We start from the raw sequence: 14571 nt of genomic DNA on the forward strand, positions 1-14571 counted from the left end.
AACACTGGCTGTGTCTGCCGTGCAGCTGCAATCCATTCAAAAATCCCGGACAGCAGTGCGCCTTCGCGGGAATGACGTGCTTCGCTGTGTATGATCAAGCTTCCCCGATGCGATGCCCCAGGGGGCAGGGGAGAGAGTCCGGGCGGAAGGGGAGGGCGCGCCGTTCAGCGTGCTTCCACCATGCCGATGAACTGCGCCAGTTCGGGCGTAGCCGGCCGGTCGAACAGTTCGGCCGGTGGTCCCTGTTCGATGATGCGGCCGCCATGCATGAAGACCAGCCGGTCGCAGACCTCGCGGGCGAAGCGCATCTCGTGCGTCACCAGGATCAGCGTCATTCCCTCTTCCGCCAGCTTGCGGACCACCCCCAGCACCTCGGCGACCAGTTCGGGGTCGAGCGCCGAGGTGATCTCGTCGCACAGCAGCACCTTCGGCGCCATCGCCAGCGACCGCGCGATGGCGACGCGCTGCTGCTGGCCGCCCGACAGCTGCGACGGGTAGGCGTCGAACTTCTGGCCCAGCCCGACCTTGGCCAGCGCCGCTTCCGCCGCGGCGCGGGTGGCGGCCTTGTCCTGCTTCTTCACCACCTTCAGCGCCAGCATGACGTTCTCGCCGGCGGTCAGGTGGGGGAACAGGTTGAACTGCTGGAACACCATGCCGACCTTCTGGCGGAGCGCGCGCAGGTCGATCTGGCCGGGGTCGACGCATTCGCCGTCCACTTCGATGACGCCGCCGTCGATGCGCTCCAGCCCGTTGATGCTGCGCAGCAGCGTGCTCTTGCCCGATCCGCTGCGGCCGATCATGGCGACGACCTGACCCTCCTCCACCGCCATGTCGACGCCCTTCAGCACCTCCACCGGGCCGAAGGATTTGCGGATGGCGGACAGCTTCACAAGAGGCCTGCCGGTGGCGGGCGTGTTAACGGGCGACATTGAGCTTCCTTTCCAGCGCCTTGGCCGACAGCGACAGCGGGTAGCACAGGGCGAAATAGATCAGCCCGACCAGCCCATAGACCAGGAAGGGCTGGAAGGTGGCGTTGGTGATCATGGTTCCGGCCTTCGTCACCTCGACGAAGCCGATGATGGAGGTCACCGCCGTGCCCTTCACCACCTGCACCGAGAATCCGACGGTCGGCGGCACGGCGATGCGCAGGGCCTGCGGCAGGATGACGTGGCGCATCTGCTCGCCGAAATTCATCGCCAGACTGGCCGATGCCTCCCATTGGCCCTTCGGCACCGCCTCGACGCAGCCGCGCCAGATCTCGGCGAGATAGGCGGCGGTGAACAGCGTCAGCCCGACGGCGGCGGCGGTCCAGGCGGTCGTCTCGATGCCGATCAGCGGCAGGGCGAAGAAGACGATGAACAGCTGCATCAGCAGCGGCGTGCCCTGGAACACCTCGATGAACAGCCGGGCCGCGACGCGCAGCGGCGGCACCGGCGACACCCGCGCCAGCAGCAGCAGCAGCCCGGCCAGCCCGCCGGAGACGAAGGCGATCAGCGACAGCAGCACCGTCCAGCGCGCCGCCAGCAGCAGGTTGGACAGGATGTCCCACAGGGTGAACTCAAGCACGCGACACCCCCTTGGCGAACATCCGCCCGCCGACCAGGCTCAGGATCCAGCGCAAGGCCACCGCCAGCGCCAGATACAGCGCCGTCGCCAGGAAATAGACCTCGAAGGGCCGGAAGTTGCGGGACTGGATGAAGTTGGCGGCGAAGCTCAGCTCCTCCGCCGCGATCTGCGAGCAGACCGACGATCCCAACATGACGATGACGATCTGGCTGGTCAGCGCCGGCCAGATCTTCCCCATCGCCGGCCCCAGCACGACGTAGCGGAAGATCTGCGGCCCGGTCATGCCCAGGCTGGCCCCGGCCTCGATCTGGCCCTTGGGCGTGGCGTCGATGCCGGCGCGGATGATCTCGGTCGAATAGGCGCCGAGATTGACCACCATCGCCAGCACCGCCGCCTGCCATTCCGCCAGCCGGATGCCCAGCGACGGCAGCCCGAAGAAGATGAAGAACAGCTGCACCAGGAAGGGCGTGTTGCGGATCAGCTCGACATAGGCGCCGACGACGACCGCCAGCGGTTTCACCGTGGACGTCCGCGCCGCCGCCCCGCCGATGCCGAGCGCCACCCCCAGCACCGTGCTGACCGCGGTCAGCCCAATGGTCGTCACCACCCCGTCCACCAGCACGGGCGTGTAGTCCAACAGGGACGAGAAATCGAAACTGTAGGCCATAAGGGGCGTCCGTAGCCGAGAATCTCCCTCTCCCGCCCCGGGAGAGGGAAGGGGCCCATGCGGAGCATGGGAAGGGTGAGGGGTGATCCAAGGATAAGGGGATCCATGTCCGGATCGCCCCTCACCCTCCCCGCCTTCGGCGGGTCCCCTCCCTCTCCCGGGGCGGGAGAGGGCGAATTTTCCTCAAAGATCCTTCAGCAGCGGCGCGTGCAGCCACTTCTTGGCGATGGCGTTCAGCGATCCGTCATCCTTCGCCTTGGCGATGATGGCGTTGACCTTCTCCATCAGCGGCCCTTCGTTCTTGTTCAGCCCGACGAAGCAGGGGGAGTTCTTGATCAGGAACTTCATGATCGGCTGGCGCGGCGGGTTGCGCTCGAAGATGGCGGCGGCGACCACGTTGCCGGTGGCGACCAGCTGCACCTGCCCCGACAGGAAGGCGGAGATGGTGCCGTTGTTGTCCTCATAGCGGCGGACGGTGACCTTGTCCGACACGATCTTCGACAGCTCGATGTCCTCGACCGAGCCGCGGGTGACGCCGACGGTCTTGCCGTCCAGATCCTCCGGCTTCTCCGCCTTGATGTCGTCGGGGCCGAAGACGCCGTTGTAGAAGGGGGCGTAGGCGGTGGAGAAGTCGATGACCTTCTCGCGCTCCGCATTCTTGCCCAGGCTGGAGATGACCAGATCGACCTTGCCGGTGGTCAGGTAGGGGATGCGGTTGGTGCTGGTCACCGGAACCAGCTCGACCTTGGCGCCCATTTCCTTGGCGATCAGGGTGGCGGCGTCGATGTCGTAGCCGACCGGCTTCAGGTCGGTGCCGACCGAACCGAAGGGCGGGAAGTCCTGCGGAACGGCGACGCGCAGCACCTTCTCCTTGGCGATGCGCTCCAGCGCGTCGGCTTTTGCATATGTCGGGGCGGTGGCGGCGAGACCGCCGGCCAGAACCGCCGTTGCAAGGCCGAGAGCACCCAGAATCTTTGCGAACCGCATGGCACCTGATCTCCAGAGCGAAAGACGATGACCCCCTCCTTTTCAATCGGCGTGCCACTTCCGTCCTATGAATTCAGGTGTGGTCCAAAGCACGGAAATGTTACGAATATCCCGCCGGAGACCAAATCCGTTACATCCGTAACGCCGCATAAGTTGCACCCCACAAGCTGATTTTTTATGCAAATGCCGGAACCACGAGGCGATCAGCCCATGAAACAGGCACATCTATCCAGCTCCCCAACCGACAGCGCCGAGCCGTCGCTGACCGCGCGCATCCGCGAGCGCTACGGCGATCTCAGTCCGCTGGAGCGGCAGCTTGCCGACGTGATCCTGGCCTGTCCGGGCGAGCTGTCGGGCTATTCGGCGACCGAGCTGGCGGGCCGGGCCGGCGTGTCGAAGATGACGGTGTCGCGTCTGGTCCGCCGCCTCGGCTATGCCGGCTTCGAGGAGGCGCGGCTGGCCGCCCGGCGCGGCGGCGACTGGGGCTCGCCCCTGTTCCTGCTGCCCCCCGGCGGCCCGGCCACGGTCTCCGACGCCGATCCCGCGCCCTTGGAGGCCCATTTCCAGCGCAGTGCCGAGGCACTCGCCGCCACCGCCCGCCAGACCGACCCGGCTCTGCTGGCCCAGGCCGCCCGCGCGCTTGCCGACGCCCGGCGGATCTGGGTCTGCGGCGCGCGCAACAGCGCCTTCCTGGCCGGCTATGCCCGCTGGCAGTTCATCCAGGTCCGCGGCGAGGTCCACCAGCTGGCGGCATCCGGCGAGACGATGGCGGAGACGCTGGCCGACTTCGGTCCTGGCAATCAGGGGCCCGGCGACCTGCTGTTCCTGGTCGGCATCCGCCGCCGCCCGCCGGCCATCGTCCGCCTGCTGCGGACGGTGCGGGAGCGTGCCATCCCGACCATCCTGATCGCCGACAGCCACTCCGTCCTGGAGGCCCCGCCGCCGCCGCTGACCTTCCGCTGCGAGACGCGCAGCCTGGCGGCGCTCGACACCCATGTCGCCGCCCTGGCGGTGATCCACGCCCTTGCCGCCGAACTGATCCCCCTGACCGGCGAGGCCGGCCGCGCCCGCATCCGCGCCATCGAGGACCTGCACGAACAGTTGGGGGAACTCTGACCCCGCCAGCCGCCTTGCTTTCCGGCTGCAATGGCGACACCTTGTTCAGGCACGCGAACAGTCGACGGGCTACCCCAACCGGTTGCCCGCTCCGGCCGTTGCATTTCTGACCAGTCACCCCGCCGTCCCTCCCAGGTGGCCGCCGTCCCGTCGGCGCACCGGACGGCCCAGCCAAGAGAGGACGGCCCCCGCGGCCGGAACCATATGCGCCGTCATCGCCGCGCCAAGATCGTCGCCACCGTCGGACCGGCCAGCAACTCGCCCGAGATGCTGAAGACCCTGTTCCTGGCCGGCGTCGATACCTTCCGGCTGAACTTCAGCCATGGCACCCACGACGACCACGCCAAGGTCCACCGCGCCATCCGCGAGCTGGAGGCGGAGGTCGGCCGCCCCATCGGCATCCTTCAGGATCTCCAGGGTCCGAAGATCCGCGTCGGCACCATCCGCGACGGCAAGATCGCCGTCGCCACCGGCGACCAGATCCGCTTCGTGCTGAATGGCAGCGAGGGCGACAAGCGCTCCATCCCGCTGCCGCACCCGGAAATCTTCGCCGCCATCATGCCCGGCCACCATCTGCTGATCGACGACGGCCGCGTCCGCCTCGAGGTGACCGAGCTGGGCGACGACTGGATCGAGGCCCGCGTGGTCATCGGCGGCACCATCTCCAACCGCAAGGGCGTCAACCTGCCGGGCACCGTGCTCGACCTGTCGCCCTTGACCGCCAAGGACCGCGCCGACCTCGCCTTCGGGCTGGAACTGGGCGTCGATTGGGTCGCCATGTCCTTCGTGCAGAAGCCGGGCGACATCATCGAGGGCCGCGGCCTGATCGGCGACCGCGCCGGCATCATGGCGAAGATCGAGAAGCCGCAGGCGCTGGAGCGGATCGACGACATCATCCGCCTGTCCGACGCGGTGATGGTGGCGCGCGGCGACCTCGGCGTCGAGATCCCGCACGAGGACGTCCCCGGCCGCCAGAAGGAGCTGGTGCGCGCCTGCCGTCTGGCGGTGAAGCCGGTGATCGTCGCCACCCAGATGCTCGATTCGATGGTTTCCGCCCCGACCCCGACGCGGGCCGAGGCGTCGGACGTGGCGACCGCCATCTATGACGGCGCCGACGCGGTGATGCTGTCGGCCGAATCGGCGTCGGGCCAGTATCCGATCGAAGCGGTCACCATGATGGACCGCATCATCCGCTCCACCGAGCAGCACAAGCTCTATCACTCGCTGATCCAGGCGACCCATCCGGGGGAGGAGCACAGCCCGCCCCACGCCGTGGCCGCCGCCGCCGCCGATCTGGCCAACAGCCTGCATTCCTCGGCCATCGTCGCCTTCACCTCCAGCGGCACCACCGCGGCGCGCATCGCCCGCAAGCGGCCGGAGGTGCCGATCCTGGCGATCACCCCGGACAAGGCGGTGTCGCGCCGGCTCTGCCTGCTGTGGGGCGCCCACAGCGTGCTGTCCGACGACATCCGCACCTACGAGGAGATGGTCGACCGCGCCATCTCCACCGCGCGGGCGGAGGAGTTCGCCGGCCGGACCGGCACCATGGTCGTCGTCGCCGGCATCCCCTTCGCCCAGGCCGGCACCACCAACAACCTGCGCGTCATCCAGATGGACGGGAAGGCGTAAGGGCGGGAGGCCCCCCGTTCCTTACCGGACGGGGGGCTTCTCCTACCGTTCCATCTTCGTCGACAGTACGATCGACGACATCGTGCGCTCCACGCCGGGCAGGCGGCCGATGCTGTCCAGCGCGGCGTCCATCGCGTCATGCGTCTCGGTGCCGACGGTGGCGCAGAGATCATACTGCCCGCTGATGCTGTGCAGCCGGATCACCTCCGGCATCTTGCGCAGGGCATGGACGGCGCGGTCGGCCAGCCGGGCGTTCACGCTGATCATCACCAGCGCCGACACGCCGCGCCGCGGCGCCGGGTCGCCCAGCCGCACGGTATAGCCGGCGATCACCCCCTGGCGCTCCAGCCGGGCGATGCGGTCCTGCACGGTGGACCGCGACAGCCCCAGCGCGCGGCCCAGCGCCGCCGTGCTGGTGCGCGCGTTCACCGTCAACAGATCGATCAGCCGCCGGTCGATGTCGTCCATGGAGGTCCGTCACAGCAGGTCAGGGCGCGCAAAAAGGCCCTCTCCCGGGGCGGGAGAGGGGGGAAAAATACCCAGTCCCCCCTTACCCCTCGCAACCCGCCTGATAGCGCAGCATGGCGGCGCGGATGTCGTCGGGGATCGGCACCGCGGCGAAATCGTCCAGCGAGGTGGTGACCAGCGTCAGGCTGCCCGACAGCCGGACCTGCCCCTCATGCTCGCCGTTGATGCGCAGCTGAAGCGAACTGCGGCCCAGCCGTTCCAGCAGGACGCCGAGCGTCAGCGTGTCGCCCATGCGGCTGGGGATCACGAAATCGCATTCGGCATGCACGATCGGCAGGCCGAGCCGCCGCTGCAGGATCATCGTCGCATAGTCGATGTCCAGACCCTGGGTGAACCAGTCCTCCACCGCGCCGTTGAACATGTCGAAATAGACCGGGAAATAGACGATCCCGGCCGGGTCGCAGTGGGAAAAGCGAATGGGCCGCTGCATCCGGAAGCAGCCCGGCGGCAACGGCCGGTGGCTGGGGTGATCGTCGGCGCGGCGCGGCCGCTCGCTGTACTCGTGCATCTCTCGGTCAATCCTCGTTCCGCTCGGCGTCCGGACATATGGGGGGCCGGAGCCTCGCGGTCACCGCGTCTCATGCCGGCGGTAGACAGTTGTGGCTATTCCAAACAATCCGGGAAAAGCACCTTTCGTTCAACGGCTTCCTGCAGGAATACGGGAAAGCCGCAATTTTCGCACGGGCCGCTGTTGCGGAAATGCTGCAGTGCAATCACGACAACCGTGCGAATCGGCCCACGACGGGAGTAGCCACAATTTGTCGCAGTTTCGGCGCTTTTAAGCGAAAACATCACACAAAGATCCCGCCGGTCCTCGCCATCCTCCGCCGGCATCCGGGTTCAGGCCCAAAACGGACATCAGACCCCAGGGGCACGGCAATGCTCCGGGGCACATCAGGCGAGGACACCGAACCGATGGCCACCTCATCCACCAAGATCGTCGTCAACGCCCTGGGCAAGGCCGCAGGCGGCGTGAACGCCCATTTCACCCTGCTGGTCGACGGCCAGAAGGTGGGTGAGGGCACCGCCGGCACGACGGCGAAGGATTTCGTCTTCACGCCCGTGCTGACCACCGACACCGCGCACAAGGTGCAGATCCGGTACGACAACGATGCCGTCATCAACGGCCAGGACCGCAGCCTGACCGTCAACAGCATCAGCATCGGCGGCAAGACGGTCGCGCCGACCGCCGGCATCGTCAGCTACGACAAGGGCGCGCTCGACGGCAGGGACGTCGCCGCCGGCCAGTCGAACATGTGGTGGAACGGCACGCTGGTGGTGAACGCCGACAAGAGCTATTTCCCCGCCGCGACTCCCACCCCGGCGCCGGCCGCGTCCACGGGGGGCAAGGACACCATCGTCGTGAATGCGTCGGGCACCGCGGCGGGCGGCGTCAACGCCCACTTCAAGGTGCTGGTCGATGGCAAGCAGATCGGCGAGGCGACCGCCGGCACCACCGCCAAGAACTTCACCTTCACCACCGATGCCGCCGACCGTGTCGCGCACAAGGTGCAGGTCCAGTACGACAACGATGCCATGGTCAACGGCCAGGACCGCAGCCTGACCGTCAACAGCATCTCCATCAACGGCCACAGCTACGCCTCCACCAGCAGCGCCGTCACCTATGACAAGGGCGCGCTCGACGGCAAGGACGTGATCGCCGGCCAGAAGGGGATGTGGTGGAACGGCACGCTGGTGGTGAACGCCCCGGCCTCCGACTTCCCGGCCGGCACCACCACCACCCCGACGCCGACCACCCCCACCACGCCGACGCCCACCACCCCGGCCCCCACCGGCCCGGCCTTCTACGTCGCCACCAACGGCAAGGACAGCTGGTCGGGCAAGCTGGCCGCCCCCAACGCCGACGGCACCGACGGCCCCTTCGCCTCGCTGCAAAAGGCGCAGGCGGCGATGCGTGCCGATCCCAACATCGACACCACCTACATCCGCGGCGGCGACTACCATCAGAACGGGCTGTGGCTGAACAGCCAGGACTCCGGCGTCACCTTCGCCGGCTATGGCAACGAGAAGGCGGTGATCCACGGCAGCTCGTCGGCGTCGGTGTCCTTCGGCCTCGGCGGCGCCAAGAACGTCACCATCGAAGGCCTGAGCTTCGCCGACGGCGTCACCAGCGGCCATTACGTCTTCGCCGACAACGCCGCCGGCCTGACCTTCGCCAACAATGTGGTGAAGGGCGGCGGCTACGGCATCACGGTGCAGAACAGCGCCAACAGCAAGGTCACCGGCAACCAGTTCGACAACACCGGCGCCGAGTCGATCTTCGTCAAGGCCGGCTCCAACGCCACGCTGGTCTCCGACAACCTGATCCGGCATCCGAACGCCGCTGACCGTGGCGACGCCGGCATCTGGGTCAACGGCAGCTCCGACGTCAAGGTCACCCACAACCAGATCGAGAACTCGCCGGAGAAGGCCATCGCCGTCGGCTCGGTCCAGACGGACGGCAGCGACGCGGCCTATCGCGTGACCATCTCCTACAACAAGGTGATCAACGCCAACCTCGAGTCCAACGACGGCGGCGGCATCTACCTGATCAACCGTCAGCAGGATCTGGCCAATCACACCGTCGTCAACAACGACGTGTCCGGCACCACCGCGACCAACCCGACCGGGCAGGTGGCGAGCTGGGGCATCTATCTGGACGACTGGACCAGCGGCACCACGGTGAAGGGCAACGTCGTCCACGACAACATCGGCGGCGTCTTCCTGCATGGCGGCTGGAACAATACGGTCACCGAGAACGTGATCGCCGGCAACAGCGGCGCCCAGATCGGCCTGCAGCAGCCGGTGGCCTGGAGCGGCTGGAAGGGCCACGCCATGACCGGCAACGACATCTCCGGCAACGTCATCGACGTGCGCGAGGGCACGGCCGTCCACATCTATGGCCCGGCCAATGTCGGCAATCTCCACGACAACTTCTACAGCAGCCTGAACACCGCCGAGAAGGAGTTCGACGCCTGGCCGCAGGTGATGTCGAGCGGCGCCTGGGGCACCCTGTCGAACTGGCAGGCTGCCGGCTACGACAAGGGCTCGATGATGCTGAACCCGGGCTTCGTCAATCCGTCCGCGGACGACTTCAGCCTGTCGTCGAACTCGCCGGTCTACGCCCATGGCTTCGACCACATCGCCTACAACGACATCGGCCTGCTGGCCTGATCCAGGCTCACCAACGACGAGAGCCGCGATAAACGCCCTCTCCCGCCCCGGGAGAGGGAGGGGACCCGCCGGAGGCGGGGAGGGCGAGGGGGAAAGCAAGAATCCAGAAGCGCATGGTTCCTTGCACCACCCCTCACCCTTCCCACCGCTTCGCGGCGGGCCCCTTCCCTCTCCCGGGACGGGAGAGGGGAATTCATAATCCTCCCCCCGGCCCCCGGTCCTAGAACCTGCGGCCGGGTGAGGCCCGGCTGGAACCATGGGGTGAACGCGGCGTTATGGCTTTCGAAAAGTCGCCCGATCCGACACCGGGCGTATCTTGAAGTGAAGACCGCGCACCCCAACCTGTCAGTCGTCATGCCGCCCCTGCCTTTCCAAAAGGAACGTGGGCGTCGTCCCGTGAAACACATCGGATGACCCGCCCACGGCGCATTTTCCGCTAAGGGCAGCATGCCGCAGGTCTGCCCGGCATTCGGCCGGCGGCCAGCCAATTCAAGAGGAAACCATGGATCGCCAGGAATTCTGGATGAAGGACCCGGAGCTGAAGGCCGCCTACGAGGCTCTCGGCCCCAACTTCCGGCGCGAGGTCGAGCAAGCGCAGCAGCGCCGCGGCCAGCGCACCCTGCAGGGGGCCGCCATCGCCTCTCGCGGCCGCTCCACCCGTCCCCACCAGCCCCATTCGGGCAGCACAGCCCGCCGCTGACGCCTTATTTTCGCGCATGAACGGTCCATTCGGGCCAGATCTGCGCGAGCGTGGCTGGATCTGCGGAGAATAACGGACCTAAACTCGGCCTTCTGCCGTTTCATCCGTTCTTTTCCCCCGCTTCCGGCCTCAGTCCATGCCTTCTGCCAATCGCCCGCACCACCCGCTGCCCAATCGGCTGCGCCGGCCCCACCATGTCTGGATGTCCCCCAGAAACTGGCGGCGGCGCCTGCTGTTCTGGTCCGGTGCCGGTGCGGTCGGGCTGGTCGCCGTCCTGTTCGCCGTCGCCGCGGATTATGCCCAGCAGCTGTTCCGGCTGGCGGAGTCGGCATCGCCCTGGCTGCCCTTCCTGCTGACCCCGCTGGGACTGGCCTTCTCGGCCTGGGTGGCGCTGCGGGTGGTGCCGGGATCACAGGGCAGCGGCATTCCCCAGGCCATCGCCGCCCGTCATGTCCAGGATCCGGCGGCCAAGCGCCGGCTGCTGTCGCCGCGCATCGCCCTGGGCAAGATCCTGCTGACCCTGGTCGGGCTGGCCTGCGGCGCCTCCATCGGGCGCGAGGGGCCGACGGTGCAGGTCGGCGCCTCGATCATGCTGATGGCCGGTTCCCTCGCCGGGCTGGGACGGGAGCCGGGTCTGATCCTCGCCGGCGGAGCGGCCGGCGTCGCCGCGGCCTTCAACACGCCGCTGGCCGGCATCGTCTTCGCCATCGAGGAGATGGCCCGCAGCTTCGAGAAGCGGACCAGCAGCCTCGTGCTGATCGCGGTGGTGGCGGCCGGTCTGGTCGCCGTCGCCATGCTCGGCAACTACACCTATTTCGGCCACACCGCCGCCTCGGCCAGCTGGCACGACTGGAAGGCGGTGCTGGCGACCGGCATCGTCGGCGGGCTGGCCGGCGGCGGGTTCAGTTCCCTGCTGCTGTTTCTGACGCGCTGGATCCGCTGCGGCCTCGGCGGACGGGTGGCCCGCCACCCGCTGCTCATCGCGTTGGGCTGCGGCCTTGCCCTGGCGGCGATCGGCGGCGCCACCGGCGGCCTGACCTTCGGCACCGGTTACGAGCAGGCGCGCGCCGTGCTGGACGGGGTGGAGACGCTGCCCTGGTACTATGCCCCGGCAAAGCTGCTGGCGACCGTGCTGTCCGGCATCTGCGGCATTCCCGGCGGCATCTTCTCCCCCTCCCTGTCGGTCGGGGCGGGCATCGGCTCGATCGTCGGCGGACTGCTGCCGGACAGTTCGCTGGGCGCCGTGGTGCTGCTGTCGATGGTGTCCTATTTCGCCGGCGTGGTGCAGGCGCCGCTGACCGCCGTCGTCATCGTGATGGAGATGAGCGCCTCGCCCGAGATGCTGCTGCCGCTGATGCTGAGCGCGGCACTCGCCACCACCCTGTCCCGGCTGGTCTGCCCGCACTCGGTCTATCACGCCATGGCCGACGCCTTCCTGGCGGTGCTGAAGACGGACGCGGCCGGCAAGCCGGCCCCGCCCAAAGCGTCGGCGATTCCCTCGCCCTAACGCCCTCTCCCGCCCCGGGAGAGGGAGGGGACCCACGAAGTGGGGAGGGTGAGGGGGAGCCCAAGAATCCGGAAGCGCATGGTTCCTCGGGTCACCCCTCACCCTTCCCACCGCTTCGCGGCGGGCCCCTTCCCTCTCCCGGGGCGGGAGAGGGGAGCCCCCACTCCCCGACCAGTGGCCTCAATAAGCACTGGCCCGGTCGAGCCGCCCGATGTCCTCGGCATCCAGCCGCAGAGTGGCGGCGGCGATCAGGTCGCCCATCTGCTCCGGCTTCGACGCGCTCGCGATGGGCGCCGTCAGGCCGGGCCGCGCGATCAGCCAGGCGATCGCCACCTGGCCCGGCGTCGCCCCGTGCCGCCCGGCGACCTCGTCCAGCGCCGCCAGGATCGCCCGGCCGCGCTCGTTCAGGTACTTCGACACCACCCCGTTGCCGCGCGCACTCTTGCCGGCATCCTCGGCGGAGCGGTACTTGCCGGTCAGGAAGCCGGCGGCCAGCGAATAGTAATTGATGACGCCCAGCCCGTTCTCCCGGCAAATCCCCTCCAGCTCCGCCTCGTAGCCCGCGCGGCTGTAGAGGTTGTATTCCGGCTGCAAGGTCTCGTAGCGCGGCAGGCCGGTGCGGGCGCTGACCTCCAGCGCCTCGCGCAGGCGGGGCGCCGTCAGGTTGGAGGCGCCGATCGCCCGGACCTTGCCCTGGTCGATCAGCTCCTTGTAGGCGCCCAGCGTCTCCTCGAACGGGGTTTCGGGATCGTCCCAATGGGACTGGTAGAGGTCGATGCGGTCGGTCTGGAGCCGCTTCAGCGAGTCCTCCACCGCCGTCCGGATCCAGGCGGGCGACAGCCCCTTCTTCCCCGGCCCCATCTCCGACCCGACCTTGGTCGCCAGGACGATGCGGTCGCGGTTGCCCCGGCTCTTCATCCATTTGCCGATGATGGTCTCCGACTCGCCGCCCTGGTTGCCGGGCGCCCAGGCCGAATAGACGTCGGCGGTGTCGACGAAGTTGAAGCCGGCATCGACGAAGGCGTCGAGCAGCCGGAAGGAGGTGGCCTCGTCGGCGGTCCAGCCGAACACGTTGCCGCCGAAGCAGAGCGGGGACACCGTCAGGCCGCTGCGGCCCAGCGGACGTTGTTCAAGCTGGCGTCGATCCATTGCACCGTCTCCTTTGAAGCTCAAGTCAGGCGGCGTGCCGCCCACGGAATTCGGTCAGGTAGAACAGCAGGCCGACAGCGGGAAAGGCGAAGCCGATCCAGGTCACCGGCGCCCAGCCGCCGACGGCGAAGGCATAGCCGGCCAGCGCCGAGCCCGCAGCACCACCCAGGAAGAAGATCGCCATATAGATGGCGTTCATCCGGCTGCGAGTCTCCGCCCCCAGCGAATAGATGGCGCGCTGCCCCAGCACCATGTTCATCTGCACCCCCATGTCGAGCAGCAGCCCGGCCAGCACCAGCAGCGCGATGGAGCCCTCGCCAGCCCCCACACCAGCCTGGGCCACGAAGAAGGACAAGGCCGCCATCGCCAGCGCGAAGCCGGTGGCCGGCCGGGTCCAGCCGCGGTCGGCGATCCGCCCGGCGATCGGCGCCACCAGCGCCCCCGCCGCCCCCGACAGGGCGAACAGCGCGATCCCCCGCTGGCTGAGATGGAAGGGCGCCCCCATCAGCAGCAGCGGGACGGAGGTCCAGTAGAGGCTGAAGGCGGCGAACATCATGGTCTGGTACACGGTCCGCCGCTGCAGCACCGGTGTCCGCACCAGGAGCCGCCCCAGCGAGCCGAGCAGCGCGCCATAGCTGGATTGCCCCCTCGGCCGCCGCTGCGGCAGCACCCGCCACAGCAGCACGGCGAAGCCGACCATCGCCACCGCCGACAGGGCGAACACCGCCCGCCAGCCCAGGCTGTCGGCGATCAGGCTCGACACCGGCCGGGCCAGCAGGATGCCCAGCAGCAGCCCGCTCATCACATTGCCCACCACCTGCCCGCGCGAGGCCTCCGGCGCCATGTGGGCGGCCAGCGGCACCAGCATCTGCACGGCGACCGACGTGACGCCGATCAGGAAGGCCGCCGTCAGGAACAGCGATGCGGTGGGCGCGACCGCCGCCACCAGCAGGGCCACCACCGTGCTGCACAGGGTCGCCACCACCAGCCGCCGGTTCTCCAGCAGATCGCCCAGCGGCACCAGCAGCACCAGCCCGGCGCCGTAGCCGATCTGGGTCAGGGTGACGACGAGGCTGGCGGTTTCCGGCGACAGCCCGACCGCCGGGCCGATCAGCCCGACCAGCGGCTGGGCATAATAGATGTTGGCGACCACCACCCCGCAGGCCAGCGCCATCAGCACCACCAGCGAGCGTGACAGGGCAGGGTGGGCTGTCTCTTCAGCCGGATGGGGAACAGCGGTGGGCGGCATCGCGCGGTCCTGTAGGGTCGTGACTGTTTGGAACGGGCACAAAACAGCGCGCAGCCTATGTCGGCACCTGCGGCCCGCGCATCGGTCAATTGCGCCGCCCGGCCATGCGTCTTTTCAGAGCTTGTAAGTTTTTATCGGCTTTTCTCGGCCGTCATCCCCGCGAAGGCGGGGATCCAGGAAGCTCCGCAATGAAGCGGCTGAAACGTCTGGATTCCCGCCTTCGCGCACTGCTGTCCGGGATTTTTGAATGGATTGCAGCTGCACGGCAGACACAGCCAGTGTTTTGGCCCAAAATCGCA

The 14571-nt window shown here is 68.2% G+C and carries 13 protein-coding genes; 5 read left to right on the forward strand and 8 right to left on the reverse strand.

All coding sequences use genetic code 11. The annotated features are described in order from the left end of the window. Positions 1–164: 164 nt before the first annotated feature. The 4 genes from FZ029_RS32075 to FZ029_RS32090 form a co-directional block, all read right to left on the reverse strand. Positions 165–929 (reverse strand): amino acid ABC transporter ATP-binding protein, encoded by a 765-nt coding sequence (locus FZ029_RS32075; protein ID WP_149274167.1) that lies wholly within the window; start codon positions 927–929, stop codon positions 165–167. Then, the gene (locus FZ029_RS32080) at positions 916–1566 is read right to left on the reverse strand and encodes an amino acid ABC transporter permease (RefSeq protein ID WP_149274169.1); all 651 of its coding nucleotides are present in this window, start codon (positions 1564–1566) and stop codon (positions 916–918) included. Before FZ029_RS32080 ends, FZ029_RS32075 begins: the two co-directional genes overlap by 14 nt. Then, positions 1559–2233 (reverse strand): amino acid ABC transporter permease, encoded by a 675-nt coding sequence (locus tag FZ029_RS32085; protein ID WP_149274170.1) that lies wholly within the window; start codon positions 2231–2233, stop codon positions 1559–1561. The genes FZ029_RS32080 and FZ029_RS32085 overlap by 8 nt, the downstream gene beginning before the upstream one ends. Before the next feature lie 183 nt (positions 2234–2416). Continuing rightward, on the reverse strand, positions 2417–3220 hold the full coding sequence (locus FZ029_RS32090) for a transporter substrate-binding domain-containing protein (RefSeq protein ID WP_149274172.1): 804 nt from the start codon (positions 3218–3220) through the stop codon (positions 2417–2419). 210 nt (positions 3221–3430) lie between these two features. Here FZ029_RS32090 and FZ029_RS32095 point away from each other — a divergent pair, with 210 nt between their 5' ends. Both FZ029_RS32095 and pyk read left to right on the forward strand, forming a co-directional pair. Beyond that, positions 3431–4336, forward strand: coding sequence for a MurR/RpiR family transcriptional regulator (locus FZ029_RS32095; RefSeq protein WP_149274174.1), 906 nt, complete (start codon positions 3431–3433; stop codon positions 4334–4336). 204 nt (positions 4337–4540) lie between these two features. Next, positions 4541–5965 carry a pyruvate kinase gene (gene pyk, locus FZ029_RS32100; RefSeq protein WP_149274176.1) on the forward strand — a complete coding sequence of 475 codons (1425 nt, stop codon included), beginning with the start codon at positions 4541–4543 and terminating at the stop codon, positions 5963–5965. Between the two features lie 42 nt (positions 5966–6007). On the opposite strand, the gene FZ029_RS32105 is transcribed toward pyk, so the two are convergent. Together FZ029_RS32105 and FZ029_RS32110 are read right to left on the reverse strand one after the other, a co-directional pair. Continuing rightward, positions 6008–6433, reverse strand: a complete 426-nt coding sequence (locus tag FZ029_RS32105; RefSeq protein ID WP_149274178.1) for an Lrp/AsnC family transcriptional regulator — start codon at positions 6431–6433, stop codon at positions 6008–6010. An 82-nt stretch (positions 6434–6515) separates the two neighbouring features. Beyond that, the gene (locus FZ029_RS32110) at positions 6516–7001 is read right to left on the reverse strand and encodes a thioesterase family protein (RefSeq protein ID WP_246457271.1); all 486 of its coding nucleotides are present in this window, start codon (positions 6999–7001) and stop codon (positions 6516–6518) included. 407 nt (positions 7002–7408) lie between these two features. Between FZ029_RS32110 and FZ029_RS32115 the strand changes: the two genes are divergently transcribed. The 3 genes from FZ029_RS32115 (at position 7409) to FZ029_RS32130 (ending at position 11874) form a co-directional block, all read left to right on the forward strand. After that, positions 7409–9667: a carbohydrate-binding domain-containing protein gene (locus tag FZ029_RS32115; protein ID WP_149274180.1), complete on the forward strand. Its 2259-nt coding sequence runs from the start codon at positions 7409–7411 to the stop codon at positions 9665–9667. Between the two features lie 502 nt (positions 9668–10169). Then, a complete protein-coding gene (locus FZ029_RS32125; protein ID WP_188052146.1) occupies positions 10170–10367 on the forward strand; it encodes a hypothetical protein in 198 nt (65 codons plus the stop codon). Between the two features lie 202 nt (positions 10368–10569). Then, positions 10570–11874 carry a chloride channel protein gene (locus FZ029_RS32130; RefSeq protein WP_247892604.1) on the forward strand — a complete coding sequence of 435 codons (1305 nt, stop codon included), beginning with the start codon at positions 10570–10572 and terminating at the stop codon, positions 11872–11874. 180 nt (positions 11875–12054) lie between these two features. Here FZ029_RS32130 and FZ029_RS32135 read toward each other — a convergent pair whose 3' ends face one another. Beyond that, a complete protein-coding gene (locus FZ029_RS32135) occupies positions 12055–13023 on the reverse strand; it encodes an aldo/keto reductase (RefSeq protein WP_149274186.1) in 969 nt (322 codons plus the stop codon). A gap of 25 nt (positions 13024–13048) precedes the next feature. Further along, positions 13049–14272: an MFS transporter gene (locus FZ029_RS32140; protein WP_149274188.1), complete on the reverse strand. Its 1224-nt coding sequence runs from the start codon at positions 14270–14272 to the stop codon at positions 13049–13051. Positions 14273–14571 lie beyond the last annotated feature (299 nt).

The sequence above is a fragment of the Azospirillum sp. Sh1 genome (assembly GCF_008365135.1).
Classification (GTDB): Bacteria; Pseudomonadota; Alphaproteobacteria; order Azospirillales; family Azospirillaceae; genus Azospirillum; species Azospirillum oryzae.

What these genes read in the sequence shown, in the direction of transcription:
- FZ029_RS32075 (WP_149274167.1), bottom strand. Translation starts at nt 929, where the DNA reads ATGTCGCCCGTTAACACGCCCGCCACCGGCAGGCCTCTTGTGAAGCTG.
- FZ029_RS32085 (WP_149274170.1), bottom strand. Translation starts at nt 2,233, where the DNA reads ATGGCCTACAGTTTCGATTTCTCGTCCCTGTTGGACTACACGCCCGTG.
- FZ029_RS32090 (WP_149274172.1), bottom strand. Translation starts at nt 3,220, where the DNA reads ATGCGGTTCGCAAAGATTCTGGGTGCTCTCGGCCTTGCAACGGCGGTT.
- FZ029_RS32095 (WP_149274174.1), top strand. Translation starts at nt 3,431, where the DNA reads ATGAAACAGGCACATCTATCCAGCTCCCCAACCGACAGCGCCGAGCCG.
- pyk (WP_149274176.1), top strand. Translation starts at nt 4,541, where the DNA reads ATGCGCCGTCATCGCCGCGCCAAGATCGTCGCCACCGTCGGACCGGCC.
- FZ029_RS32105 (WP_149274178.1), bottom strand. Translation starts at nt 6,433, where the DNA reads ATGGACGACATCGACCGGCGGCTGATCGATCTGTTGACGGTGAACGCG.
- FZ029_RS32110 (WP_246457271.1), bottom strand. Translation starts at nt 7,001, where the DNA reads ATGCACGAGTACAGCGAGCGGCCGCGCCGCGCCGACGATCACCCCAGC.
- FZ029_RS32115 (WP_149274180.1), top strand. Translation starts at nt 7,409, where the DNA reads ATGGCCACCTCATCCACCAAGATCGTCGTCAACGCCCTGGGCAAGGCC.
- FZ029_RS32125 (WP_188052146.1), top strand. Translation starts at nt 10,170, where the DNA reads ATGGATCGCCAGGAATTCTGGATGAAGGACCCGGAGCTGAAGGCCGCC.
- FZ029_RS32130 (WP_247892604.1), top strand. Translation starts at nt 10,570, where the DNA reads ATGTCCCCCAGAAACTGGCGGCGGCGCCTGCTGTTCTGGTCCGGTGCC.
- FZ029_RS32135 (WP_149274186.1), bottom strand. Translation starts at nt 13,023, where the DNA reads ATGGATCGACGCCAGCTTGAACAACGTCCGCTGGGCCGCAGCGGCCTG.
- FZ029_RS32140 (WP_149274188.1), bottom strand. Translation starts at nt 14,272, where the DNA reads ATGCCGCCCACCGCTGTTCCCCATCCGGCTGAAGAGACAGCCCACCCT.